Origin of the sequence: Pseudomonas sp. S3E17, assembly GCF_024168685.1 — a bacterium.
Taxonomy (GTDB): Bacteria; Pseudomonadota; Gammaproteobacteria; order Pseudomonadales; family Pseudomonadaceae; genus Aquipseudomonas; species Aquipseudomonas marginalis.
The window spans coordinates 4,277,409-4,301,997 of the sequence record NZ_JALJWE010000001.1 but is presented as its reverse complement, the minus strand read 5'-3'; the positions used below and the strand labels follow the sequence as shown (position 1 = coordinate 4,301,997).

General features: G+C 62.4%; 27 protein-coding genes. 16 read left to right on the top strand and 11 right to left on the bottom strand.

From position 1 onward, the window contains the following. Positions 1–68: 68 nt before the first annotated feature. Both J3D60_RS19400 and J3D60_RS19395 read right to left on the bottom strand, forming a co-directional pair. A complete protein-coding gene (locus J3D60_RS19400; protein WP_065923840.1) occupies positions 69–356 on the bottom strand; it encodes a HigA family addiction module antitoxin in 288 nt (95 codons plus the stop codon). A 14-nt stretch (positions 357–370) separates the two neighbouring features. Next, positions 371–649 (bottom strand): type II toxin-antitoxin system RelE/ParE family toxin, encoded by a 279-nt coding sequence (locus J3D60_RS19395; protein ID WP_065938127.1) that lies wholly within the window; start codon positions 647–649, stop codon positions 371–373. 427 nt (positions 650–1,076) lie between these two features. Between J3D60_RS19395 and J3D60_RS19390 the strand changes: the two genes are divergently transcribed. From J3D60_RS19390 to madM, 10 genes are all read left to right on the top strand, one after another. Continuing rightward, the gene (locus J3D60_RS19390; RefSeq protein WP_141696501.1) at positions 1,077–1,328 is read left to right on the top strand and encodes a DUF6124 family protein; all 252 of its coding nucleotides are present in this window, start codon (positions 1,077–1,079) and stop codon (positions 1,326–1,328) included. A 306-nt stretch (positions 1,329–1,634) separates the two neighbouring features. After that, positions 1,635–3,305, top strand: coding sequence for a malonate decarboxylase subunit alpha (mdcA, locus tag J3D60_RS19385; RefSeq protein WP_065938129.1), 1,671 nt, complete (start codon positions 1,635–1,637; stop codon positions 3,303–3,305). Then, positions 3,306–4,139: a triphosphoribosyl-dephospho-CoA synthase gene (locus J3D60_RS19380; RefSeq protein ID WP_253492466.1), complete on the top strand. Its 834-nt coding sequence runs from the start codon at positions 3,306–3,308 to the stop codon at positions 4,137–4,139. Then, positions 4,139–4,438, top strand: coding sequence for a malonate decarboxylase subunit delta (locus tag J3D60_RS19375; protein WP_065923835.1), 300 nt, complete (start codon positions 4,139–4,141; stop codon positions 4,436–4,438). The genes J3D60_RS19380 and J3D60_RS19375 overlap by 1 nt, the downstream gene beginning before the upstream one ends. Further along, positions 4,431–5,273: a biotin-independent malonate decarboxylase subunit beta gene (locus tag J3D60_RS19370; protein WP_253492464.1), complete on the top strand. Its 843-nt coding sequence runs from the start codon at positions 4,431–4,433 to the stop codon at positions 5,271–5,273. The genes J3D60_RS19375 and J3D60_RS19370 overlap by 8 nt, the downstream gene beginning before the upstream one ends. After that, positions 5,270–6,040, top strand: a complete 771-nt coding sequence (mdcE, locus tag J3D60_RS19365; protein ID WP_253492462.1) for a biotin-independent malonate decarboxylase subunit gamma — start codon at positions 5,270–5,272, stop codon at positions 6,038–6,040. Before J3D60_RS19370 ends, mdcE begins: the two co-directional genes overlap by 4 nt. Next, positions 6,034–6,630 carry a malonate decarboxylase holo-ACP synthase gene (locus J3D60_RS19360; protein ID WP_253492460.1) on the top strand — a complete coding sequence of 199 codons (597 nt, stop codon included), beginning with the start codon at positions 6,034–6,036 and terminating at the stop codon, positions 6,628–6,630. Before mdcE ends, J3D60_RS19360 begins: the two co-directional genes overlap by 7 nt. Continuing rightward, positions 6,627–7,526 (top strand): malonate decarboxylase subunit epsilon, encoded by a 900-nt coding sequence (mdcH, locus tag J3D60_RS19355; protein WP_253492458.1) that lies wholly within the window; start codon positions 6,627–6,629, stop codon positions 7,524–7,526. Before J3D60_RS19360 ends, mdcH begins: the two co-directional genes overlap by 4 nt. A 67-nt stretch (positions 7,527–7,593) precedes the next feature. Then, positions 7,594–7,998 carry a malonate transporter subunit MadL gene (madL, locus tag J3D60_RS19350; RefSeq protein ID WP_027606068.1) on the top strand — a complete coding sequence of 135 codons (405 nt, stop codon included), beginning with the start codon at positions 7,594–7,596 and terminating at the stop codon, positions 7,996–7,998. A gap of 1 nt (position 7,999) precedes the next feature. Continuing rightward, complete coding sequence (gene madM, locus J3D60_RS19345) at positions 8,000–8,764, top strand: malonate transporter subunit MadM (RefSeq protein ID WP_027606067.1); 765 nt, start codon at positions 8,000–8,002, stop codon at positions 8,762–8,764. Positions 8,765–8,900: 136 nt separating this feature from the next. Here the strand turns inward: madM and J3D60_RS19340 are convergent, their stop codons facing one another. Beyond that, a complete protein-coding gene (locus tag J3D60_RS19340; RefSeq protein ID WP_065938135.1) occupies positions 8,901–9,815 on the bottom strand; it encodes a LysR substrate-binding domain-containing protein in 915 nt (304 codons plus the stop codon). A 144-nt stretch (positions 9,816–9,959) separates the two neighbouring features. Between J3D60_RS19340 and J3D60_RS19335 the strand changes: the two genes are divergently transcribed. Beyond that, positions 9,960–10,577, top strand: coding sequence for a hemolysin III family protein (locus tag J3D60_RS19335; protein ID WP_065938136.1), 618 nt, complete (start codon positions 9,960–9,962; stop codon positions 10,575–10,577). Here the strand turns inward: J3D60_RS19335 and J3D60_RS19330 are convergent. After that, a complete protein-coding gene (locus tag J3D60_RS19330; RefSeq protein WP_065938137.1) occupies positions 10,572–11,474 on the bottom strand; it encodes a LysR family transcriptional regulator in 903 nt (300 codons plus the stop codon). The two genes, J3D60_RS19335 and J3D60_RS19330, sit on opposite strands and share 6 nt — an antisense overlap. 109 nt (positions 11,475–11,583) lie before the next feature. Here J3D60_RS19330 and J3D60_RS19325 point away from each other — a divergent pair, with 109 nt between their 5' ends. Genes J3D60_RS19325 through J3D60_RS19315 form a run of 3 tightly spaced genes read left to right on the top strand, consistent with a single transcriptional unit; the run spans position 11,584 to position 14,120 of the window. Beyond that, a complete protein-coding gene (locus J3D60_RS19325) occupies positions 11,584–12,831 on the top strand; it encodes a D-amino acid dehydrogenase (protein ID WP_253492455.1) in 1,248 nt (415 codons plus the stop codon). Between the two features lie 10 nt (positions 12,832–12,841). After that, positions 12,842–13,192, top strand: coding sequence for a RidA family protein (locus tag J3D60_RS19320; RefSeq protein WP_027606062.1), 351 nt, complete (start codon positions 12,842–12,844; stop codon positions 13,190–13,192). A gap of 25 nt (positions 13,193–13,217) precedes the next feature. Continuing rightward, on the top strand, positions 13,218–14,120 hold the full coding sequence (locus J3D60_RS19315) for a transporter substrate-binding domain-containing protein (RefSeq protein ID WP_253492452.1): 903 nt from the start codon (positions 13,218–13,220) through the stop codon (positions 14,118–14,120). A 15-nt stretch (positions 14,121–14,135) separates the two neighbouring features. On the opposite strand, the gene J3D60_RS19310 is transcribed toward J3D60_RS19315, so the two are convergent. Together J3D60_RS19310 and J3D60_RS19305 are read right to left on the bottom strand one after the other, a co-directional pair. Beyond that, positions 14,136–14,855 carry a 16S rRNA (uracil(1498)-N(3))-methyltransferase gene (locus J3D60_RS19310; RefSeq protein ID WP_253492450.1) on the bottom strand — a complete coding sequence of 240 codons (720 nt, stop codon included), beginning with the start codon at positions 14,853–14,855 and terminating at the stop codon, positions 14,136–14,138. A 37-nt stretch (positions 14,856–14,892) separates the two neighbouring features. Next, entirely contained in the window at positions 14,893–16,299 is a 1,407-nt protein-coding gene (locus J3D60_RS19305; RefSeq protein ID WP_253492449.1) for an adenosylmethionine--8-amino-7-oxononanoate transaminase, read from the bottom strand. 272 nt (positions 16,300–16,571) lie between these two features. On the opposite strand from J3D60_RS19305, the gene J3D60_RS19300 reads away from it, so the two are divergent. Further along, positions 16,572–17,123, top strand: a complete 552-nt coding sequence (locus J3D60_RS19300) for a cytochrome b (RefSeq protein WP_027606058.1) — start codon at positions 16,572–16,574, stop codon at positions 17,121–17,123. 32 nt (positions 17,124–17,155) lie between these two features. Continuing rightward, positions 17,156–17,734, top strand: a complete 579-nt coding sequence (locus J3D60_RS19295) for a YceI family protein (RefSeq protein ID WP_253492448.1) — start codon at positions 17,156–17,158, stop codon at positions 17,732–17,734. A gap of 285 nt (positions 17,735–18,019) precedes the next feature. Here J3D60_RS19295 and J3D60_RS19290 read toward each other — a convergent pair whose 3' ends face one another. The 5 genes from J3D60_RS19290 to ahcY all read right to left on the bottom strand — a co-directional run bounded on the left by J3D60_RS19290 (position 18,020) and on the right by ahcY (position 24,576). Further along, positions 18,020–19,906 carry a DEAD/DEAH box helicase gene (locus tag J3D60_RS19290; RefSeq protein WP_253492446.1) on the bottom strand — a complete coding sequence of 629 codons (1,887 nt, stop codon included), beginning with the start codon at positions 19,904–19,906 and terminating at the stop codon, positions 18,020–18,022. 221 nt (positions 19,907–20,127) lie between these two features. Continuing rightward, positions 20,128–20,919, bottom strand: coding sequence for an ABC transporter substrate-binding protein (locus J3D60_RS19285; protein ID WP_065938144.1), 792 nt, complete (start codon positions 20,917–20,919; stop codon positions 20,128–20,130). Positions 20,920–20,982: 63 nt separating this feature from the next. Then, on the bottom strand, positions 20,983–22,065 hold the full coding sequence (locus J3D60_RS19280) for a hypothetical protein (protein WP_253492445.1): 1,083 nt from the start codon (positions 22,063–22,065) through the stop codon (positions 20,983–20,985). Between the two features lie 83 nt (positions 22,066–22,148). After that, positions 22,149–22,994 (bottom strand): methylenetetrahydrofolate reductase [NAD(P)H], encoded by an 846-nt coding sequence (gene metF / locus J3D60_RS19275; protein WP_065938146.1) that lies wholly within the window; start codon positions 22,992–22,994, stop codon positions 22,149–22,151. A 172-nt stretch (positions 22,995–23,166) separates the two neighbouring features. Further along, the gene (ahcY, locus tag J3D60_RS19270) at positions 23,167–24,576 is read right to left on the bottom strand and encodes an adenosylhomocysteinase (protein ID WP_065938147.1); all 1,410 of its coding nucleotides are present in this window, start codon (positions 24,574–24,576) and stop codon (positions 23,167–23,169) included. Positions 24,577–24,589 lie beyond the last annotated feature (13 nt).

Below are 24,589 nucleotides of genomic sequence, written 5' to 3'. Positions count from 1 at the left end.
CTGACACACCGCTGACGCAGCCTCGCCAGGGCTCGACAGCTGCTACGCAGGGAGACCTGCTCAAGCCCTCAATCAATCCGCGCAAACCGCTCAATCAACGGCTGCTCCCGATGCTCGGCCTGCCACAAGTCGTAGGCACTTTGCATCGATAGCCATAGTTGCGCAGTACTTACGCCGGCTCGCTCCAACCGGACGGCAAGGTCCGGGCTGACGGGAGCGTGGCCATGCAAGATCCTTGAAAAAGTTTCGCGGGCAAAGCCAAGACGTTTAGCCATTTCGGTGATGGTGATGCCCAAGGCTGGGACCACGTCCTCAAGCAGAATTTCACCTGGGTGAGGTGGGTTGTGCATACCCATATCGATACCTCCACTCAGTGGTAATCAAGATAATCAACCAGTTCGACCTGATCGTCGAACATTCGAAAAATGATGCGCCAGTTACCACTTATGCTGACGGACCAGTAGTCGATCAGGTCGCCCTTCAAACGGTGGAAGCGCCAGCCGGGCAGGTCCAGTGCATCTGGGTGCTCGGCCTTGTCCAGAATGAGCAGCACGCGGCGCAAGCGCTTTGCATGATTTGCGTTGATGCCTCTGGTTGAACCGGTCTCATAGAACGCCCTGAGTCCTTTATGTTTCCAGCTGACGATCATGGCGCGATTGTGATGTGATACATCACGCTCTGCAATGGCCTTGCATCGGGATTAACGATCGGGTTCATGATGCCTGCCCGTAGCTATTCGGAGCGAAAAGGCTAGGGACAACGGTTCCGAGCAACAACCTGAAAAGTCTGTCAGATAATTCTCTTCTGAGTGTCGATGATCGTTCCCACGCTCCGCGTCACCCTATTGCAAGGCTTTGGCCTTGCGCTGGCTGGCGGCTGCGACTGGGGCTTCGGATTTTTCCTGCAAGATTTTTGGTTGTGCATGAACTTGTCGCCTGCAGCCCGCGCGCCTAGTCTTCCTCCCGTCATCGCAAAAAACGGTGACACGGACGTGCAAGTCCGAGAAACCTGTTTAGGCGCTCAAAACGCCTAGATCCAAAGGCGTTCCTTAATTATTCATTCAGGAACTGCACATCATGTCGAACTCATCCTCTACCAACCTCTTCACCGTAAACCCCCACCAAAACACCGAAACCCTGCTGGTCAACGCCAGCGAAACCCTGTCCTCCCTCAATGCACTCACCTGCAACCTGGCCTTCGACCTGGACACTTCCCAGCGCGCCATCATGCTCGGGATCCAGCAAATGGCCGAGTTGGGGCAGTTGTTGGTGGATCGGGCGCTGGAGCAGGTCAGCCCTTCGCTGGAAAAGGTCCCAAACAGGGACTGATCAGCCCCTGTTTGGGACCGCTATCTAACAGGCATCACTGAACAAATGTGGGAGGGGCGGTGCGACGATTCGACTTGCCCCCGATGGCTGAGTGTCAGTTGATACATCACTTAGCTGACCCTCCGCTATCGGGGGCAAGTCGAATCGTCGCACCGCCCCTCCCACATTTAGATCATCTTTTGGCTCGGATCAGTGTTTGCTGATTCTCCATTACTCCAACCGTAACGATCCACCGCTAAGCTTGATTGATGGCCCCCCGAATCACTCCTAAGGTACAGCCCACGACAGCAAACCCGTGGAGCGACCATGACAACAATAACTACCCCCGACTCGCGCTGGACGCGGCGGCGTGACGAGAAGCAGCGGCGGCTCGGGCGGGTTTTGCAGTATGCAGACGGGGCGGTTTTGCCCAGCGACAGGATCGTCGAGGCGCTTGAGGCGCTGATCCTCCCCGGCGACCGAGTGGTGCTGGAAGGCAACAACCAGAAGCAGGCCGACTTCCTCTCGCGCTCTCTGGCCAAGGCCGACCCGGCCAAGCTCCACGATTTGCACATGATCATGCCCAGCGTCGGGCGGTCCGAGCACCTGGACCTGTTTGAAAAGGGCATCGCGCGCAAGCTGGACTTTTCCTTCGCCGGCACCCAATCCCTGCGCATCAGCCAATTGCTCGAAGACGGCCTGCTGGAAATCGGTGCGATCCACACTTACATCGAACTCTATGCACGGCTGGTGGTGGACCTGATCCCCAACGTCGTACTGTCCGCCGGTTTCATGGCTGACCGTGCCGGCAATATCTACACCGGCGCCAGCACCGAAGATACTCCGGCGCTGATCGAACCCGCCGCGTTCAGCGATGGCATCGTGATCGTGCAGGTCAACCAGTTGGTGGATGACGTCAGCGACTTGCCCCGCGTCGACATCCCCGCCAGTTGGGTGGATTTCGTGGTGGTGGCCGACAAGCCGTTCTACATCGAGCCGCTGTTCACCCGCGACCCGCGCCATATCAAGCCGGTGCATGTGCTGATGGCGATGATGGCGATCCGCGGCATCTACGAAAAACACAATGTGCAGTCCCTCAACCATGGCATCGGGTTCAACACCGCTGCCATCGAATTGATCCTGCCCACCTACGGTGAATCCCTCGGCCTGAAGGGCAAGATCTGCCGCAACTGGACCCTCAACCCGCACCCGACGCTGATCCCGGCCATCGAAAGCGGCTGGGTGGAAAGCGTGCATTGCTTTGGCACCGAACTGGGCATGGAGAACTACATCGCCGCGCGCCCGGATGTGTTCTTCACCGGCCGCGACGGTTCGATGCGTTCCAACCGGATGTTCTGCCAGCTGGCCGGGCAATACGCGGTGGACCTGTTTATCGGCGCTACCCTGCAAGTCGACGGCGACGGCCATTCCAGCACCGTGACCCGTGGCCGCCTCGCCGGTTTCGGTGGGGCGCCGAACATGGGCCACGACCCGCGCGGTCGTCGTCACGGCACGCCGGCATGGCTGGACATGCGCCACGGCGACGCGCCGGAAGCGCTGCTGGAGCGCGGCAAAAAGCTCGTGGTGCAGATGGTCGAGACCTTCCAGGAAGGCGGCAAGCCCACCTTCGTCGACACCCTCGACGCCGTGGAAGTGGCGCGCAAAAGCGGCATGCCCCTGGCGCCGATCATGATCTACGGTGACGACGTCACCCACCTGCTCACCGAAGAAGGCATCGCCTACCTGTACAAGGCGCGGTCCCTGGAGGAACGCCAGGCGATGATCGCCGCCGTCGCCGGGGTGACCGCCATCGGCATGCGCCACAACCCCAAGGACACCGCGCGCATGCGCCGCGAAGGCCTGATCGCCTTGCCCGAAGATTTGGGCATCCGCCGCACCGACGCCACCCGCGAGTTGTTGGCCGCCAAGAGTGTGGCGGACCTGGTGGAGTGGTCCGGTGGCCTGTACAACCCGCCCGCCAAATTCAGGAGCTGGTAAATGCGCGCACTTAAACTGCACGAACTCAGCCTCGCGGATCGCCTGGCGGATATGGCCGTCGATGCGCTGATCGATGAAGCCGACCTGTCGCCCAAGCCCGCCCTGGTGGACCGTCGCGGCAACGGCGCTCACAGCGATTTGCACCTGGGGCTGATGCACGCTTCGGCGCTGTCGCTGTGGCCGATGTTCAAGGCAATGGCCGAGGCCGCGCTTGAATTCGGTGAAGTCGGTTTGCCCCTGCGCGAAGCCCTCGGCCGTATCGGGCGCGAAGGCGAACAGGCGATGCTCGTCACCACCCACGGCGTGAACACCCATCGCGGTGCGATCTGGGCCCTTGGCCTGCTGACCGCAGCGGCTGCCCTGGAACCGCGAGCCATAACGCTGAACGCCGCCAGACTGGCCCTGCTCAACGACCGTTACGCGCCGCAAACCCCGAGCCACGGCGCCCAGGTCGCCCAGCGTTATGGCGCACGCGGTGCCCGTGAAGAAGCGCAACTGGGCTTCCCCGCCGTGACCCAACGTGGTCTGCCGCAACTGCGCCAGAGCCGCCGCCAGAACGTCGGTGAACAGAACGCGCGTCTTGACGCCTTGCTCGCGATCATGACCGAGCTTGCCGACACCTGCGTGCTCTACCGCGCCGGCACCGCAGGCCTGCAGGCAATGCAACACGGCGCCCAAGCGGTGCTCGACGCTGGCGGCAGCGCCACCCTGGCCGGGCGCCGCAGCCTGCACGAACTGGACAACCAGCTCTTGGCCCTGAATGCCTCCCCCGGTGGCGCCGCCGACCTGTTGGCCGCCTGCCTGTTTATCGACCGCCTCGACGGAGCGTTGTGATGGAAACCTTATCCTTTGAATTCCCCGCCGGGCAGCCGCCAACAGGCCGTGCGCTGGTGGGCTGCGTTGGCTCGGGCGACCTGGAAGTGCTGCTGGAACCGGGCACGGCCGGCACGCTGACCATCCAGGTCCAGACCTCGGTGAATGGCGCCGAACAACGCTGGCAGCACCTGTTCGAACGCATCTTCCAGGAGCAGACGCCTCCGGCCCTGAACATTGATATCCACGATTTCGGTGCCACCCCCGGCGTGGTGCGTTTGCGCCTGGAACAGGGTTTCGAGGAGATCGGCCATGACTGACTTGCTGGCTAAACACAGCTTCGTGGAATTGGGGGCGCGGCAGCGGGCCAAGGCCTTGTTGGATGCCGGCACCTTTCGCGAACTGATCGACCCGTTCCAGCGCGTCATGTCGCCCTGGCTCAGCCGCCAAGGGGTGGTGCCCCAGGCCGATGACGGCGTGGTGATCGCCAAGGGCAGCATCGGCGACTTGCCTGTGGTGATTGCAGCCATTGAAGGCAACTTCCAGGGCGGCAGCCTCGGTGAAGTGGGCGGCGCGAAAATCGCCGGCGCCCTGGAGCTGGCGGCCGAAGACAACCGCAAGGGCATCCCGACCCGCGCCGTGCTGCTGCTGGAAACCGGCGGCGTGCGCTTGCAGGAAGCCAACCTCGGCCTGGCCGCGATTGCCGATATACACGCGGCGATTGTCGACCTGCGCCAGTACCAGCCGGTGATCGGCGTAGTGGCGGGCAGCGTTGGCTGTTTCGGCGGCATGTCCATCGCGGCCGGGCTGTGCAGTTACCTTGTCGTCACCCGCGAAGCGCGCCTGGGGCTGAACGGTCCGCAGGTGATCGAGCAGGAGGCCGGGCTGGAAGAGTACGACTCCCGCGACCGTCCCTTTATCTGGAGCCTCACGGGCGGCGAACAGCGTTTTAACAGTGGCCTGGCGGACCGTTACGTGGCCGACGATGTGGCGCAGATCCAGCAGACGGTCAGCGCGTTGTTGCAGCAGGGCCTGCCCGCACAACAGCGCAGTCGCCAGGCCGATGATTACCTCGCACGTTTGGCTGAGTTGGACGCCGTAGCGCAAATCGACCCGGCGACGGTGCGCGAGCTGTATCAGGGAGAACGCTCATGAGAGGCTTGCAGTGGTTCAACGCATTGAGCGCCGGCGCTCCACCCGTAGAAGGTTTGCCAGCGTCGCTGAGGGTTGCCGACGGTGTATTGGGTGAGCAACAGGTGCGCTTTGTCGCCGTGGTCACCGACGCGCAAAACCGCTTCCCTCGGGCGCGCAATGGCGAAGTCGGCCTGCTCGAAGGCTGGGGCCTGGCCAGGGCCGTCGATGAGGCCATCGCCCGCGGCAACAAGTGCCCCATCATCGCCATCGTCGATGTGCCCAGCCAAGCCTACGGCCGCCGCGAAGAAGCCCTCGGCATCCACCAGGCCCTGGCCGCTGCGGCCGACAGCTATGCCCGCGCGCGCCTCGCCGGCCACCCAGTGATTGCGCTGCTGGTGGGCAAGGCCATGTCCGGTGCGTTCCTGGCCCACGGTTACCAGGCCAACCGCCTGATCGCCCTGCGCGACCCCGGCGTGATGGTGCACGCCATGGGCAAGGCCTCGGCCGCGCGGGTGACCTTGCGCAGCGTTGAAGAGCTGGAAGCCCTGGCCGCCAGTGTGCCGCCCATGGCCTATGACATCGACAGCTATGCCAGCCTTGGCTTGCTGTGGGAGACCTTGTCGGTCAGCCAGATTGAACAGCCCACGGCGGACGATATAGCGCGGGTCAGCGATTGCCTGGTGAATGCGATCAAGGACATCGGCAGCGCCGATCTGCGCGGACGCCTCGGCGCGACTAATCGCGCCGCCTCCAGCCAGGTTCGCCAACTGCTGCGGGAACAATGGTGAACGCCCACGACTTGCTCTGGGGCATGACCCCGGCGCATGCGCCCGCCGATGTACCGGCCTGGGTGCTCGAAGCGCTCGGCGCCGGCCATCCCGTGGTGGTGCGCCGCGCCATTGCCGCGCCGGGGCATGTGGCGGTCGGCGTGCGCGGGCGTTTGCGTGAGCAGCGGTTCGCCGCCGAGATGCCGCTGGCGGCGGTGCAGCGGCGTGTTGCACCGGAAGCCCTGCGCGACGTGGTTTCGTCACGGGATTTACCCGCGCTGCAAGCGCTTGCTCAATTGCGTTCGGTGCTGGTGCACGAGGCATGGGGCGTCAGCGGTAGCGCAGGCTTTGAATTGGCCACCGGCATCGAAGCGCTGCATGCCCAGAGTGATCTGGATTTGATCCTGCGTACGCCCAAGCGCCTTGAACGCAGCGATGCCGAGGACCTGCTGGCGAGCCTGGACGCGGCGGTGTGCCCCGTGGACCTGCAACTGCAAACCCCGTTCGGCGCCGTGGCCTTGCGCGAATGGGCTGGCGGATCACGTCGCGTGCTGTTGAAAACCATCAGCGGCGCGCACCTGGTCGACGATCCCTGGCAGGCCGTGGCATGAGCAGCCTCCTGGTGTTTCCGGGGCAGGGTGCCCAGCGACCAGGCATGCTCCAGTCGCTGCCCGAACCTGTGCTGGAAGAAGCCAGCGATGCCCTGGGCGAAGACGTGCGCCGGCTCGATTCAGCGCAAGCCCTGGCCAGTACCCGCGCCGTGCAACTGTGCCTGTTGATCGCCGGCGTCGCCCACGCCCGCCTGTTGGAGCGCACCCCGGATTACGTGGCGGGCCTGTCCATCGGCGCCTACCCGGCGGCGGTCATCGCCGGGGCCCTGGATTTTGCCGATGCGGTAAAGCTGGTCAGCCTGCGCGGCCAACTGATGCAAAGCGCTTATCCACACGGCTACGGCATGACCGCGATCATCGGCGTGGAGTTATCCACCGTCGAAACACTCCTCGCCGACATCCACAGCCCCGAAACCCCGGTGTACCTGGCCAATATCAACGCCGATAACCAGACTGTGATCGCCGGCAGCGACGAGGCCATGAAGCGTGTCGCCGCGCGCATCAAGGGCAACGGCATTGCCAAACGCCTGGCCGTCAGTGTGCCGTCCCATTGCGCGCTGCTGGCGCAACCGGCCCAGGCCCTGGCCCAGGCATTTGTCCCGCTCAAGGCGCCGCGCATCACCTACCTGAGCAGCACCCGCGCGCGGCCGATCCACCACCCTGAACATCTGCGCGACGACCTGGCCTTCAACATGTGCCGCGTCGTTGACTGGCGCGGCACCGTACAAGGCGCCTACGAGCGCGGTGTGCGCCTGCAAATCGAACTGCCCCCGGGCGCCGTGCTCACCGGCCTGTCACGCCGCGTGTTCGAACAAGGCACCGTGATCGCCTGCGAAGGTGCACGCCTGGATACCTTGCAGGCCCTGCTGGAAGAGGAGGAGCGCCGCCACCGATAAAGCACCACCCAAGGCTGTCGAAGCACAAAAACAACAATTTCGATCGAGCACTTCGAGGACAACAACAATGATTATTTACGGTGTGGCATTGCTGGCGATCTGCACGCTGGCAGGCGTGATCATGGGTGACATGCTCGGCGTGTTGCTGGGCGTCAAATCCAACGTGGGCGGGGTGGGCATCGCCATGATCCTGCTGATCTGCGCTCGCCTGTGGATGCAAAAACGCGGCGGCATGACCAAGGAGTGCGAGATGGGCGTGGGCTTTTGGGGCGCCATGTACATTCCCGTGGTGGTGGCGATGGCCGCGCAGCAGAACGTCGTGACCGCCCTGCACGGCGGCCCGGTCGCGGTGCTGGCGGCGATTGGTTCGGTGGTGGTCTGTGGTTGCACCATCGCCTTGATCAGCCGTACGCACAAAGGCGAGCCCCTGCCCGCCGAAGAGCCGTTGATCGTGCCTGCGGGAGGTCGCTGATATGTGGGATCTCATCGAAAAAGGCCTGGAACATAACGGCCTGATCACCGCGTTTGCGTTTGTTGGCGTGGTGATGTGGATTTCCGTGGTGCTGTCCAAGCGCCTGACGTTCGGGCGCATCCACGGCTCGGCGATTGCCATCGTCATCGGCCTGGTCCTGGCCTGGGTCGGCGGCACCCTTACCGGCGGGCAAAAAGGCCTGGCCGACCTGGCACTGTTCTCCGGCATCGGCCTGATGGGCGGCGCGATGCTGCGCGACTTCGCCATTGTTGCCACGGCGTTCGAGGTACAGGCCACCGAAGCGCGCAAGGCCGGGATGATCGGTGTGATTGCGCTGCTGCTGGGCACGATCCTGCCGTTTATCGTCGGCGCCAGCATGGCCTGGGTGTTTGGCTATCGCGACGCTATCAGCATGACCACCATCGGCGCGGGTGCCGTGACCTACATCGTCGGCCCGGTGACCGGTGCGGCGATTGGCGCGACTTCGGATGTGATGGCGCTGTCCATCGCAACCGGGTTGATCAAGGCGATCCTGGTGATGGTCGGCACCCCGGTGGCGGCGCGTTGGATGGGCTTGGACAACCCGCGTTCGGCGATGGTGTTTGGGGGCTTGGCCGGCACCGTGAGCGGCGTGACGGCAGGGCTGGCGGCGACGGATCGGCGCTTGGTGCCGTATGGCGCGTTGACGGCGACGTTCCATACCGGGCTTGGGTGTTTGCTGGGGCCTTCGTTGCTGTACTTCATTGTGCGTGGGTTGGTGGGCTGACCTTGGGGGTTGCGGTGACTGGTCTGGCGCTATCGGGAGCAAGCCCCCTCCCACATTTTGACCGCATTCTCATGTTGGAACTCGGTCAAGTGTGGGAGGGGCGGCGCGACGATTCGACTTGCCCCCGATAGCGGTCTCAGGCCTGCCGATTGGCATACATTCGACACTCCGCCAGCAACGCCAGTAAATTCGGATCACGCTCCTTGGCCTTCAGGAACACCACGCCGATATGCTGCTGCAACCGATACCTGGGTTGCAGCGGTATCAGCTTCACGCGGTTCTCGTACACCGCCGCAATCCTTCCCGGCAGCAACGCATAACCCACCCCCGAACTGACCATGCTCAGCAGTGTGAAGATGTCATTGACCTGCATCGCCACCTTCGGCTCGAACCCCGCCTGCTTGAACACCCGGTTGCCATCCTGGTGGGTGGCGAAGCCTTGGGTGAGGGTGATGAAGGTGGCGTCGCGCACGTCGGCCAGGTCGATTTCCTGGGTGCGGTCGAAGGGCGAGTCGGCGGGGGTGGCGAGGAAGATGTCGTCGCAGAACAGCTCGATCTGTTCGCAGTCGGGGTCGTTGGCGTGTTCGTCGAGGGAGATGAGGATCGCGTCGACTTCCATGTTCTTGAGCTTGTACAGCAGGTCGAAATTGGAGCCGAGGATCAGGTCGATATTGAGTTCGCTGCGCCTGATTTTCAGGCCCATGATCAATTGCGGCACGGTCTTGACCGTCAGCGAATACAGCGAGCCGAGCTTGAAGCGTTCGGCGGAGAAACCGGCGGCTTCGCGGGTCAGGCGCACACTGTCGACCACATCGGCGATGAGTTTCTGTGCGCGTTCTTCCAGCACGTAGGCGCTTTCCAGCGGGGTGAGGTTGCGGCCCTCGTGTTTGAACAGCGGGCAGCGCAAGGCATTTTCCAGCGAGTGGATGGCGCGGTGCACGCTGACATTGCTGGTTTGCAGCTCGGCGGCGGCGCGGGCCAGGTTGCCGGTGCGCATGAATGCCAGGAAGATTTCCAGCTTCTTGAGGGTGAATTCTTCGTCGATCAGCATGGCCGTGGGCTCTTGTTCGAATGCGTCCGATTGTGCCCGCAAAACCCGGCGGCGTCCTCGGAACGTCACAAGTCGCTTGCACTCTTATGCGCAAGGCTGGACGCTTGCCAGCCAGTTCCAGCGGCTACAGGAGGTCAGTGACAGATGTATCACGGGGAACGATTCAACGCCTGGAGCCATTTGCTCGGTGCAGTCGCGGCGTGTATTGGCGCCGTGTGGATGTTGGTGGTGGCGAGCCTGGACGGCAGCCCCTGGAAAATCGTCAGCGTGGCGATTTATGGCTTTACGCTGATGGTGCTGTACAGCGCGTCGACCGTGTACCACAGCGTGCAGGGGCGGCGAAAAGAGATCATGCAGAAGGTCGATCACTTTTCGATCTACCTGCTGATCGCCGGCAGCTACACGCCGTTTTGCCTGGTGACGTTGAGAGGCCCTTGGGGCTGGACGCTGTTCGGCATCGTGTGGGGGCTGGCGGTGATCGGCATCCTGCAAGAGATCAAGCCGCGCTCCGAGGCGCGCATCCTGTCCATCGTGATCTACGCGGTGATGGGCTGGATCGTGCTGGTGGCGGTCAAGCCGCTGATCGCCGCGCTGGGCACCGCCGGGTTTATCTGGCTGGCGGCGGGCGGGGTGCTGTACACCGTCGGTATCATCTTCTTTGCCCTGGAGCATCGCCTGCGGCATTCCCACGGGATCTGGCATTTGTTTGTGATCGGCGGCAGCCTGCTGCATTTCGTGGCGATCATGCACTACGTGTTATAGGCGCTCCAGCTGCTCCCGAGCCCGGTTGCCGAAGATCTGTAGCAGATTGGCCAGCATATGCGGCGGCGGTTCATCGGCACGGGTCAGGGCGTAGAGGGTGATCGGCAGCGGCGGTGTAAGCGTGCGGATGCAGGTGGTCGCCGTCGATGCGCCGAGGGCGGTAAAAGGGTCGATGACCGTCAAGCCGGCGCCGGACTCCACCATTGCCCGTGCCAGGGAATAGGTTTGCACCGAGATCGTCACCCGAGGCGGCGGGTCGACGCTCTCCAGGTAGTTGTCGAGCTTCGCCGCCAGCGGGTCGGCGCTGGACAGGCCAATCAACGGTGCCCCCGCCAGGTCTGCCAGGGGCAGGGCTTGATGCAGCTCAGCGTCCGGCCAGTAGTTTTTCGACGCCAGGGCCACCAACACACCGTTGGCCAGCACTTGTGTGGTCAACCCGGGATGGCCGGAGAAGCTGAGGGTCAGTGCCAGGTCGATTTCGCGCATCAACAGTTTTTGCACCAGCTCGCGGCTATGGTCGCTGGACAGTTCGCAGGCGATGTCCGGGTAGTCACGCTTCCATTCCAGAATCGCCGGGGGCAGCAGCGACAGCGCCAATGCCGGGATTGCACCAATCCGTACACTTTGCCCCGGGGCGCGGCGCAGGCTCTTGGCCAGGCGCCGCACGCCTTGCAGGCTCGCGGTGACTTTTTCGACTTCGCTTTCCAGCGCCAGGGCTTCGGGCGTGGGCTGCAATTTGCCGCGTACCCGCAAAAACAGCGGGAAACCCAATTGTAACTCGGCATGTTGCAACACCTTGGTCACCGCCGGTTGGGAGACATGCAGCAACTGCGCGGCGGCGCTGATAGAGCCGGTCTGGCGGATGGCCTGGAAGATTTCGATATGACGCAAGCGCATGGCAGGTCCATAACCTTTGTTTATAGGTGCCCCATCTTTATTCATTGTCGGCGGCCTGTCACCTGCACCTACGCTGGGGCTTTCTTGGATCAAGGGCTGGGGGTGTTGAATGGCCAGGCAGGTTTGCATCATTGGCGGTGGCGTTATCGGCCTGGCGAGTGCCTACGCGTTGGTACGTGCAGGTCATGAAGTGACGGTGATCGACGCGCGTGACACCGTGGGCAGCGAAACCAGTTTCGCCAATGGCGGGCAATTGTCCTACCGCTACGTTGCACCGCTGGCGGATGCAGGGGTGCCGTTACAGGCCATTGGCTGGCTGCTGCGCGGTGACTCGCCGCTGAAGCTGCGCCCACGTCTGGACCCTCAGCAATGGCGCTGGATGGCCGCCTTCATCGGCGCCTGCCGTGGCTCGGTGAATAAGCGCAACGCCGCGCACTTGCTGCGCCTGGCGAGCCTGAGCCAAAACACCTTGCAGCAATGGCGCGTCGACGATCGCCTGGACACGTTCAATTGGCGGCGTAACGGCAAGCTGGTGACCTTTCGCAATGCCGATACCTTTGAGCGTGCGCGCAGCAAGGTCACCGACATCCTGCAACAACAGGTGCTGTCGGCCCTGGATTGTGCGCGCCTGGAACCGGCGCTGGCACAGGTGGCTGATCAGTTTGTGGGCGGTATCTACACGCCCAACGAGGAAGTGGCGGACTGCCATGCCTTTTGCCAACGCCTGGCGCAAAGGCTCGAAGCGTCGGGGCGCTGCACCTTTCTGCTGGGGCGCAAGGTCACCGGGATTCGCCACGCCGACGGTGTGGTACAGGCCATCGAATTGGGGGGCGAGGTGATGCCGGTGGAGCAACTGGTGCTCGCGGCGGGCCATCGCAGCGCCGAGTTGGCATTGCCCGGCGTGTCACTGCCACTGTATCCACTCAAGGGCTATAGCCTCAGCGTACCGATTGGCGCACAGCATCAGGCGCCGAATGTGAGCATCACCGACTACGACCGCAAGATGGTCTACGCGCGTATCGGCGAACAGCTGCGGGTGGCGGCCATGGTGGATATCGTCGGCTTTGACGCCAGCCTTGAGCCCAAGCGCCTGGCGCTGATGAAACGCCAGGCGGTCGAGACATTTCCTACAGCTGGTGACTATGCCCATGCTGTGGAATGGGCGGGTATGCGTCCCGCCACCCCGACCGGAGTGCCGTTGATTGGTGCCAGTGTCTATCGCAACCTGTGGTTGAACCTGGGCCACGGCGCCCTCGGCTTTACCCTGGCGTGCGGCAGCGGCCAATTGCTGGCCGAGTTGATCGGCCATCACCTACCTTCCATTGATATGCAGGGCCTGGCGCCCCGCGCCGCGTGAGGATTGAACCATGACCATCAACCGAATCAGCAGCAACGACCGGCTGTCCGGCGCCGTCACGTTCAAGGATCTGGTATTCCTTTCGGGCCAGGTGCCCGGCGAAGGCCAGGATGTGGCGACGCAGACCCGCGAAGTGCTGGCCAGGATCGATGCGCTGCTGGCCCAGGCCGGCAGTGACAAGGATCATTTGCTCAATGCGACCATTTACTTGAAAGACATCGGCAGCGGTTTTGCGCCGATGAATGAGGTGTGGGCCGCCTGGCTATCGCCCGGGATGGCGCCGACGCGCACCACCCTGCAGGCGGAGCTGGCTAGGCCGAGCGTGCTGGTGGAAATCAGCGTGATTGCGGTACGAAAATAACGTCAAAGACCAACGGAGAATAACAATGAAAAAAATCCTGTTGACCGGCTGCACCCTGGGCCTTTTGCTGGGAGTACACGCCCATGCCAACCAGGCGCCGCTGGACGGTACGCTGGGCAAGATCGCCAGCACCCAGTCCATCACCCTGGGCTATCGCGATGCGTCGGTGCCGTTTTCCTACGTGGGGGATCACACCGGTAAGCCGATGGGCTATTCGGTGGACCTGGCCAGCAAGATCGTCGAGCGTATCCAGCAGAAAACCGGGGTGGCTGACCTGAAGGTGAAGTACAACCTGGTGACCTCGCAAACGCGGATTCCGCTGGTGCAGAACGGCACCGTCGACCTGGAGTGCGGCTCCACTGGCGTCACGGCCGAGCGGCAGAAACAGGTGGCATTTTCCTACGGGTTTATTTACGTGAAAGGCCAGTTGCTGACGGCTAAGAACAGCGGCATCAAGGGCTTCGCCGACCTGGCGGGCAAGAACGTGGTGACTACCGCCGGCACCACCAACGAGCGTTTTCTAAAGAGCTACAACGCTGAGCACAAGAGCAATATGTTCGTGATCAGCGCCAAGGACCACGGCGAGGCGTTCAAGATGCTCGAGACAGGCCGCGCGGCCGCGTTCTATATGGACGATGCATTGCTCTACGGCGAACGCGCCAAGGCCAAGGACCCACACAACTGGGTGGTGGTGGGCGAGGAGCAGTCGCGGGAGATCTACAGCTGCATGGTGCGCAAGGATGATCCGCAGTTTCTTGCGGTGGTCAACGAGACCCTCGGCGACCTGTACCGCTCGGGGGAGATCAACGGGATTTACCAGCGCTGGTTTGAACAGCCGATTCCACCCAAGGGCTTGAACCTGGAATTCCCGATGACCAGTGAGTTGAAGGCGATCATTGCCAAGCCGATCAGCGATCCGGTGGACTGATCACCCCTCCCACATTTAGAAGTCGCCCCAGAGTTGTTGGGCAACCGCCAACGCGACGACGGGCGCAGTCTCGGTGCGCAACACACGCGGGCCGAGGCGGGCGGCGTGGAAGCCGGCGCCTTGGGCCGCTTCGACTTCCCCATCCGTCAATCCACCCTCGGGCCCGATCAGGAACGCCAGGCTCGCAGGCTTGGCATGGCTGACCATCGGCTCGGCCACCGGGTGCAGCACCAGTTTCAGGTCCGCCTCGACCTGCTTCAACCAGTCCGCCAGCAGCAACGGCGGGTGAATCACCGGCACCGTCGAACGCCCGCACTGCTCGCACGCGCTGATCGCCACCTGGCGCCAGTGCAGCAGGCGTTTGTCGGCGCGTTCGTCCTTCAGGCGCACTTCGCAGCGGTCGCTGAAGATCGGCGTGATGGCGTTGACGCCCAGTTCGGTGGCTTTCTGAATCGCCCAATCCATGCGCTCGCCCCGGGACAGGCCCTGGCCGAGGTGGGTGTGCAGCGGCGATTCGGCCTGGCCGGCGAAGCTTTCGGTCAGTTGCACGGTGACGCGTTTCTTCCCGACTTCCAGCAGGCTGCCCAGGAATTCCTGGCCGGAGCCGTCGAACAATTGCACGGCGTCACCTTCGCCCATGCGCAGCACGCGGCTGATGTAGTGCGCCTGGGCTTCGGGCAGTTCGTGATCGCCGAGGCTCAGCGGGGTGTCGGTGAAAAAGCGGGACAGTCTCATGTCGGTTCTCTGGAAAAAGGTGTAGGTATGCCGACAATCAACCCGGATCGCGGAAACCAGGGTGGAAATCCTTCGGCACCGCCACGCTGACTTTACTGTTGGTGGCGATATCGATGCCTTCGCTGGCGACTTCGGCGAGGAAGTCGATCTGCTCCGGTGTAATCACATAGGGCGGCAGGAAATACACCACGCTGCCCAACGGCCGTAACAGCGCGCCGCGTTCCAGGGCATGTTCGAACACCTTGAGGCCACGGCGTTCCTGCCACGGGTAAGGGGTCTTGGTGGCCTTGTCCTGGACCATCTCGATGGCCAGCACCATGCCGGTCTGGCGTACTTCCGAGACGTGCGGATGGTCGACCAGATGGGCCGTTGCCGTGGCCATGCGCCGGGCCAGGGCCTTGTTGTTTTCGATGACGTTGTCTTCTTCGAAAATATCCAGGGTCGCCAGGGCCGCCGCGCACGCCAGCGGGTTGCCGGTGTAGCTGTGGGAGTGCAGGAAGGCGCGCAGGGTCGGGTAGTCGTCGTAGAACGCGTCGTAGACGTCATCGGTGGTGACCACGGCGGCCAACGGCAGGTAGCCGCCGGTCAGGGCCTTGGACAAACACAGGAAGTCCGGGCGGATGCCGGCCTGTTCACAGGCGAACAGGGTCCCGGTGCGGCCGAAGCCCACGGCGATTTCATCGTGGATCAGGTGCACGCCATAGCGGTCGCAGGCCTCGCGCAGCAGCTTGAGGTACACCGGGTGGTACATGCGCATGCCGCCGGCGCCCTGGATCAGCGGCTCGACGATCACGGCGGCGACGCTGTCGTGGTGCTCGGCCAGGGTCTGTTCCATGGCCAGGAACATCGTGCGCGAGTGTTCTTCCCAGCTCATGCCCTCGGGGCGCAGGTAGCAATCCGGGCTCGGCACCTTGATGGTGTCCAGCAGCAGCGCCTTGTAGGTCTCGGTAAACAGCGGCACGTCGCCCACCGACATCGCGGCGATGGTTTCGCCGTGGTAGCTGTTGGTCAGGGTCACGAAGCGCTTTTTATTCGGCAGGCCACGGTTGAGCCAATAGTGAAAACTCATCTTCAGCGCGACTTCGATGCACGACGAACCGTTATCGGCATAGAAGCAGCGGGTCAGGCCTTCGGGGGTCATCTTGACCAGGCGCTCGGACAGCTCGATCACCGGTTGGTGGCTGAAACCGGCGAGGATCACGTGTTCCAGCTGGTCGACCTGGTCCTTGATGCGCTGGTTGATGCGCGGGTTGGCGTGGCCGAACACGTTGACCCACCAGGAGCTGACGGCGTCGAGGTAGCGCTTGCCTTCGAAGTCTTCCAGCCAGACGCCTTCACCGCGTTTGATCGGGATCAGAGGCAGTTGCTGGTGGTCTTTCATCTGGGTGCAGGGATGCCACAGCACCGCGAGGTCGCGTTGCATCCACTGGTTGTTCAAGCCCATCGGTGATCTCCTCGAAGCGGTCCTGCGAACGGCGCAGGTGAAACAATCGCGCAAGCCTATGCAATGGTGGCCCGGGTCACAAGCCATTGTGGGGAATTCGGAGTAAACGTAGGACGGACTGTCACGTTTCTTAGGAATAGTCCTTAATCCTTGGTTAACTTATTGTGCATAGGCTCCAGATCGTATTTCTCGATATTTCAAAGCGAAATTTTCCGCTTTAATTCGATAGGTAAATCGCTAGTCTTGGGCGCAGCTCTTACGGGATTAAGTACATGCAGCTACGTAACTCACCGGCCCGTTACGGCTGGGTCAGTATGGTTTTGCACTGGGGCGTGGCCCTGGTGGTGTTCGGCCTGTTCGCCCTGGGCTTGTGGATGGTGGGTTTGGACTATTACAGCGCCTGGCGCAAGGACGCACCGGACCTGCACAAGAGCATCGGCATCACGCTGTTTGCCATCATGCTGGTGCGTATTGTCTGGCGCCTGATCAGCCCGCCGCCTCCGCCGCTGGCCAGTTACAGCCGCTTGACCCGTATCGGTGCCGCGTTTGGCCACGCGTTCCTTTATCTCGGGCTGTTTGCCGTGATGATCGCCGGTTACCTGATTTCCACCGCAGACGGTGTCGGTATCCCGGTGTTTGGCCTGTTCGAAATTCCTGCCGTGGTTTCCGGTCTACCGGACCAGGCAGACACAGCCGGCGTGGTGCACCTGTACCTCGCCTGGGTGTTGGTGGTCTTCGCCGGCCTGCACGGCGTGGCTGCGTTGAAACACCACTTTATCGACCGTGATGCGACCCTCACGCGAATGCTGGGGCGCAAAGCCTGATGTTCAACCTCGACTCACAAGGAATAGAAAGCATGTTGAAAAAGACCCTCGCCGCTCTGGCAATCGGTACAGCGCTGCTGTCTGCAGGTCAGGTGATGGCTGCCGACTACAAGATCGACAAGGAAGGCCAGCACGCCTTCATCGACTGGAAAATCAGCCACCTGGGCTACAGCTACATCCACGGTACCTTCAAGGACTGGGATGGTACGTTCAGCTGGGATGCCGCCAAGCCTGAAGCCAGCAAAATCTCGGTCGACGTGAAAACCGCCAGCCTGTGGTCCAACCACGCCGAACGTGACAAGCACATCGCCAGCAAGGACTTCCTGGATGTCGGCAAGTTCGCCGATGCCAAGTTCGTCTCCACTGCGGTTAAATCCACCGGTGAGAAAACCGCTGATGTGACCGGCGACCTGACCTTCCACGGCGTGACCAAGCCTGTGACCTTCAAGGCCACGTTCAACGGTGAAGGCAAGGATCCATGGGGCGGCGAACGTGCCGGCTTCAACGCCAAGACCACGCTGAACCTGAACGACTTCGGCATCAAGGGCCCAGGCCCGACTTCCCAGACCGTCGATTTGGACATCTCGCTGGAAGGCGTCAAGCAGAAGTAATTTCTGCCCGCACACAAAAAACCGGATCTCAGGATCCGGTTTTTTTTGGCCTGTATTTCCTGTAGTGAGCGAGCTTGCTCGCGCTGGGGCGCGAAGCGGCCCTAATCAGATACACCATGATTCTTCTGGCAGAACACGGTGACAGGTGTTGGGGCTGCTGCGCAGCCCAGCGCGAGCAAGCTCGCTCACCACAACCAGTTCGCTCATCTCAGGGAACGTGTCGGGAGGAGATAAAAAATGCCCCGCATCTTTCGATGCGGGGCATTTTTCATGGCGCTTTGAAACTCAGCGGTTGCGGGTCAGCAATGCCGGTTTTTCACCACGCGGACGGCCTGGCAGTTGATCCAGCTGCTCGGGTGTCGGGAAGCGGTCGGCTTTCGACTCCTTGTGGATGATCTTCGGCGCCGGGCCACCGCGCGGGTTCTGCACGGCCGGCTCGGACAAACGCGGCTGGTCGTCACGGGCCGGGCGGCGGTTGTTGCTGCGCGAATCTTCGCGACGCGCCTGGCCGTCACGTGGTGCACCATTACGTGGGCCGCTGCGCTTGGCCGGCGGGGTGCCGGTCGTGCCGCCGCTGCTGTTGCGCGGGCCGTTCTGACGACCGCCCTGAGGCTGGCCGCCACGTGGAGCGCCGGCGCCTGCGCCCTGTGCCGGAGCACCTGGACGACGGCCGCGGCCCTGGGCCGGTTTGGCCTGGGGCACGTAGTCCACGCGGTTACCGAAGTTGTCCACGTCGTCGTCGAGGAATTCGTCCGGGGCGCGGTCGGCTGCGGCACGTGGGGGCTGGCTCGGCTGGCGCTGTTCGCGGGCCGGGGTGCCTTCACGGGGCTTCTGCTCACGGGCCGGGCGTTCGCCACGGCCGTTGGTTGGCGCCTTGTCCTTGCCGCCTTTGTCCTTGCCCTTGTCGCGACGACCACCGCCACCACCGCCGCCGTTCGGGCCATCGCCCTTCGGACCGCGTGGGTTACGTGGGTTGCGCACGTCCGGACGCTCGCGCACTTCAGGCTTCTCGGCCTCAACGGCGCTGGCATCGAAGCCCATCAGGTCGCCATCGGCGATTTTCTGCTTGGTCATGCGTTCGATGCTTTTCAGCAGTTTCTCTTCGTCCGGGGCAACCAGGGAAATGGCTTCACCCGAACGCCCGGCACGGCCGGTACGGCCGATACGGTGCACATAGTCTTCGTCGACGTTTGGCAGCTCGAAGTTGACCACGTGTGGCAACTGGTCGATGTCCAGGCCGCGGGCGGCGATATCGGTGGCCACCAGGATGCGCACTTCACCGGCCTTGAAGTCGGCCAGGGCCTTGGTGCGTGCGTTCTGGCTCTTGTTGCCGTGGATGGCGACGGCGGTGAGGCCGTGCTTGTCCAGGTACTCGGCCAGGCGGTTCGCGCCGTGCTTGGTGCGGGTGAACACCAGTACCTGTTCCCAGGCGCCGGCGGTGATCAGGTGCGCCAGCAATGAACGCTTGTGGCTGGCGGCCAGGCGGAATACGCGTTGCTCGATACGCTCGACCGTGGTGTTCGGCGGCGTGACTTCGATGCGCTCCGGGTTGTGCAGCAGCTTGCCGGCGAGGGCGGTGATGTCGTTGGAGAACGTTGCCGAGAACAGCAGGTTCTGACGTTTGGCCGGCAGGCGGGCGAGGACCTTCTTCACGTCATGGACAAAGCCCATGTCGAGCATGCGGTCGGCTTCGTCCAGCACGAGGATTTCCACGTGGGACAAATCGACACTGCCTTGGCCGCACAGGTCGAGCAAACGACCGGGGCACGCCACCAGCACGTCAACACCACGGGACATGGCCTGAACCTGTGGGTTCATGCCGACGCCGCCGAAGATACAGGCGCTGACGAACTTCAGGTCGCGGGCATACAGCTTGAAGCTGTCGTGCACCTGCGCGGCGAGTTCGCGGGTAGGGGTCAGGACCAGTACGCGCGGTTGGCGCGGGCCGTGACGCTGGGATTTGTCCGGATGACCGTTGGGGAACAACCGCTCCAGAATCGGGAGGGCGAAGCCGCCGGTTTTACCCGTACCTGTCTGAGCCGCAACCATCAGGTCGCGACCTTGCAACACGGCGGGAATAGCCCGCTGTTGCACCGGAGTAGGCTCGGTATAGCCCGCTGCCTCGATGGCGCGGACTAAAGCCTCGGAGAGACCGAGGGAAGCAAAGGACATGAGTAATCCTGTTTTAGTTAGGGCTTGGCCCAGAGGGATAATCTTGCCGGGCGTGAATGGCGCTTAGGGGAGCGCAATCCCGTCCGGTCCTGCTGCGTCTGGCGGGCACTCCACCGGCTCGCGCGGGCTGAAAGCTGCGCAGTAGCGGGGTTGGGTGCCTTTTTCAGGACCTCAGCGGCCGGGCGTAAGCCTGGCGGAAAGGCCGGAGTATAACAGAGCAATCACTGTGCGCCGCTTTCCTGCTGCTCAACGGTGTGTCCGGACGCGGTTATGGCGTGGATTCCACCATATTTGGCGCTTAAAGCGGCGTAGGCCGGTTCCTGTTTGAAGCGCTTGAGCTCGGCGGCAAAGCGTTGCACCAGCAGGTCCATCCCCGCGCCACGGCGTACGGCGAGGTATTGCTGCTGGCGGCTGACCACGATGGGCGCCTGGCTGACCTTGCCTTCCAGGCCCAGGGCCTTGATCACATGCTGGCCAACCCGGCGGTCGGTGATCAGCAGGTCGATGCGTCCCAGCAGCAATTTACCGAAGTTGGCCTCGTGGCTGGGGGCCGGCTCGCGGCTGAACCGGGTGGAGTCGCTGAATGGCGCGCCATACAGATAGCCTGGCGACGTGCCGACAGTGAGGCCGTCCAGCTCGTCGAGGCCTTGGACCGGGTGAGGGCGTTCGTTGGCGTAGAACATCACGAACTCCACTTCCGACAACGGTTCACTCGGGTACAGCAGCAGGGCGTCGCGTTCGTGGCTGTGGAAAATATCCAGTGCGCCATCGGCATGACCCTGATCGAGCATGGCCAGACAGCGCTTCCAGGGCAGGAACTGCCATTGCACCTCGACCCCCAGGCGCTGGAACACGATCACCGTGGTTTCGTAGTCCAGCCCGTGCATGGTGCCGTGCTCTTCGTACACATAAGGCGCCCAGGGCTCGGTGACAATGCGCAATTTCTCGCCATAAGCGGCGAGGCTCAAGCAAGTAAAAAGCGTAACGGTCAACAGCTTCAGAATGACGGGCATGCCCCGAGGTTACGATGCTCGTGCGCTAAAGAGAAGCGCTGGCACACGCATCTGCGGGCGACGCTATTTTGGGGGTGAGGTCATCAGGTGTTCATAGATGGCTGCACGTCGCTCGCCCAGAATCAGGCGCACCACTGGGTTGGCGAACCAATGTTCGAGCTGATGCGCATCGACCGGGCCTTTTTGCCGCTCTTCCTGATTCTGCCGGGCCTTGTCCCACCAAACCGGGCCACAGGCCTGGTCGAATTCATTCTCGTGCTCGTAGCAGCCGTAGAGAATTTCGCGGATGAACTGCTGCTTGCGTTTGGGCAAGGCCAGGGTGATTAGCTTGTACATCAAGCGCTGCAACCGTGGCGGGCGGGGCAGGTGGGCAGACACATTGCGGGTGTCGGCCAGGGCCTGGGCGCAGATGGGGTTCGCGGCGTGCTTGGTGACCCACGCCTTGACCTTGGCCCGGAACAACTGCTTGCGGCTCCAGTAGTGGTGGATCAGGTCGGGGCACTGGCGCACGTTGAGCGTACGGTACGCGGCCACCGACAGGCAGAACTCTTCCAAGGTGTAGGCACCGTGGGCCATCGGGAACAGCTCGTCCATCAACTCGATCGAGCGATCAAGGATGTGCGCGTCTTGCCGGGTCAGGCCCATGACGCCGGAGTTGAGCAGCCACATGTCATCGTCGGCCAGGCCTTTGTCTTCAAGGTGCCTGGCCAGGGCTTCATACAGCACGCTTTCGCGGTTGTCGCCGTACTTGGCGTGGAAGGCATTGCACAGCACGGTACCGGGCGCGACGCGTTCGAACAGCGCCATGGGTGAGTCGTGGAAAAAGGTGTCGGTGTCGATCAACAGCGCCCGTTCCGCTGTTTCCAACACCTGGCGCAACAGCACGTGCTTGGTGCGGAAATGGTAGCCGTGGGGCTCGCTCCAGCGTCTGCGCGTGGCGTCGTCCAGCGTGTGAACCTGTACCGGCAAGCCGCGATAGGGGGCCGGATTGTCGCTGAACACCTGGATGTCCAATGGCATGTCCTGGGGACCGCCCAGGTGGGCCAGGGCGCTGGCGATGCTGAATACGGCTTCCTGATGATAGGTCTCGGCGCCGAATACCAGGTACACCAGTTGCGGGCGGGGAGTCGGGGACGCTGTATTCATGTACTGCAGGCTTCCTTTCCGGGGATATATAGACGAAAAAAACCCCCGTAATAACGAGGGCCGGGTACAGCGATTAAACCGGCCTAACGTGGCAGTTTAAGGTTGTTCCAGATCGCGAGGCTTGGTTCAGCCTGGTTCAGGGTATAGAAATGCAGGCCTGGTGCGCCACCTTGCAACAATTCTTCACACATATTGCTGATCACCTGTTCGCCGAACGCCTGGATGCTCTTGACGTCGTCGCCATAGGCTTCCAGTTGCTTGCGCACCCAACGTGGGATCTCAGCACCGCAGGCGTCGGAGAAGCGCGCCAGCTTGCTGTAGTTGGTGATTGGCATGATGCCCGGCACGATCGGGATGTTCACGCCCATGGCGCGTACACGCTCGACGAAGTAGAAGTAGCTGTCGGCGTTGAAGAAGTACTGAGTGATCGCGCTGTCGGCGCCGGCGTTGGCCTTGCGTACGAAATTCTGCAGATCGTCTTCGAAATTGCGCGCCTGGGGGTGCATCTCCGGGTAAGCGGCCACTTCGATATGGAAGTGATCGCCGCTTTCTTCACGAATGAAGCTCACCAGGTCATTGGCGTAGCGCAGCTCACCGCTGGCCATGCCCATGCCGGACGGCAAGTCGCCACGCAGGGCAACGATGCGCTTGATGCCGGCGGCCTTGTATTGAGTGAGCAGGCCGCGCAGGTCGGCCTTGCTGTCGCCCACGCAGGACAAATGCGGAGCGGCGGGAATGTTGACTTCGCTTTCAAGCTGCAAGACGGTGTTGATCGTACGATCGCGGGTCGAGCCGCCGGCGCCGTAGGTGCAGGAGAAGAAGTCGGGGTGGTAAGTGGCCAACTGCTTGGCAGTCGCCATTAGTTTTTCATGTCCAGCATCGGTCTTGGTGGGGAAGAACTCGAAGCTGTAGCGACGGTCTTGGGACATGGTCATACCCTTTGAAACTCAGAAGCCGACTGTGCAACCCATCTGCACTGTAGGAGCGAGCTTGCTCGCGAAGAACGTCAACGATAACGCGTAGAAACAGGATGTACGCGGTGTCCTTGAGTTTTTCGCGAGCAAGCTCGCTCCTACAGGTAGAGCAGGTTGGGCTGATTACTTAGTAGCGATAAGCGTGCGGCTTGAACGGACCTTCGACGGTCACGCCGATGTAGTCGGCCTGGGTCTTGGTCAGCTGAGTCACCACGCCGCCGAAGCCGCGGACCATTTCCAGGGCCACTTCTTCGTCGAGTTTCTTCGGCAGTACTTCCACGGTCAGGCGCTCGGCTTTCTGGGCTGGCGACAGGTCGGCGTATTTCTGGCCGAACAGGAAGATCTGGGCCAGTACCTGGTTGGCGAACGAGCCGTCCATGATGCGGCTTGGGTGGCCGGTGGCGTTGCCCAGGTTAACCAGGCGGCCTTCAGCCAGCAGGATCAGGTAGTCGTCGTTCTGTGGGTCGAAATCGCCAGCGCCGGTACGGTGAACCTTGTGTACCTGCGGCTTCACTTCTTCCCATGCCCAGTTCTTGCGCATGAAAGCGGTGTCGATCTCGTTGTCGAAGTGACCGATGTTGCACACCACGGCGCGCTTCTTCAGGGCCTTGAGCATGTTGGCATCGCAGACGTTGACGTTACCGGTGGTGGTCACGATCAGGTCGATCTTGCCCAGCAGGGCCTTGTCGATACTGGCTTCGGTGCCGTCATTGACGCCGTCGAGGAACGGCGACACCACTTCGAAACCGTCCATGCAGGCTTGCATGGCGCAGATCGGGTCGACTTCGGAGACTTTAACGATCATGCCTTCCTGGCGCAGGGATTGGGACGAACCCTTGCCCACGTCACCGTAGCCGATCACCAGGGCTTGCTTGCCCGACAGCAGGTGGTCGGTGCCGCGCTTGATGGCATCGTTCAGGCTGTGACGGCAGCCGTACTTGTTGTCGTTCTTGCTCTTGGTCACCGAGTCGTTGACGTTGATGGCCGGGATTTTCAGCTCGCCCTTGGCCAGCATGTCCAGCAGGCGGTGCACGCCGGTGGTGGTTTCTTCGGTCACGCCGTGGACGCGGTCGAGGATCTGCGGGTACTTCTTGTGCAGCAGCTCGGTCAGGTCGCCGCCGTCGTCGAGGATCATGTTGGCATCCCAAGGCGCGCCATCCTTCAGGATGGTTTGCTCCAGGCACCACTCGTACTCTTCTTCGGTCTCGCCTTTCCAGGCGAATACCGGGATACCGGCGGCGGCGATGGCGGCAGCGGCCTGGTCTTGCGTCGAGAAGATGTTGCAGGACGACCAACGCACTTCGGCACCCAGGGCAACCAGGGTTTCGATCAGCACGGCGGTCTGGATGGTCATGTGGATGCAGCCGAGGATCTTCGCGCCCTTGAGCGGTTGCTCGGCGGCATACTTGCGACGCAGGCCCATCAGGGCTGGCATTTCGGATTCGGCGATAAAGGTTTCGCGACGGCCCCAGGCGGCGAGGGACATGTCGGCGACTTTGTAGTCGTTGAAATCTGCAGGCGTAATTACAGCGCTCATGAAGAGCCTCCAT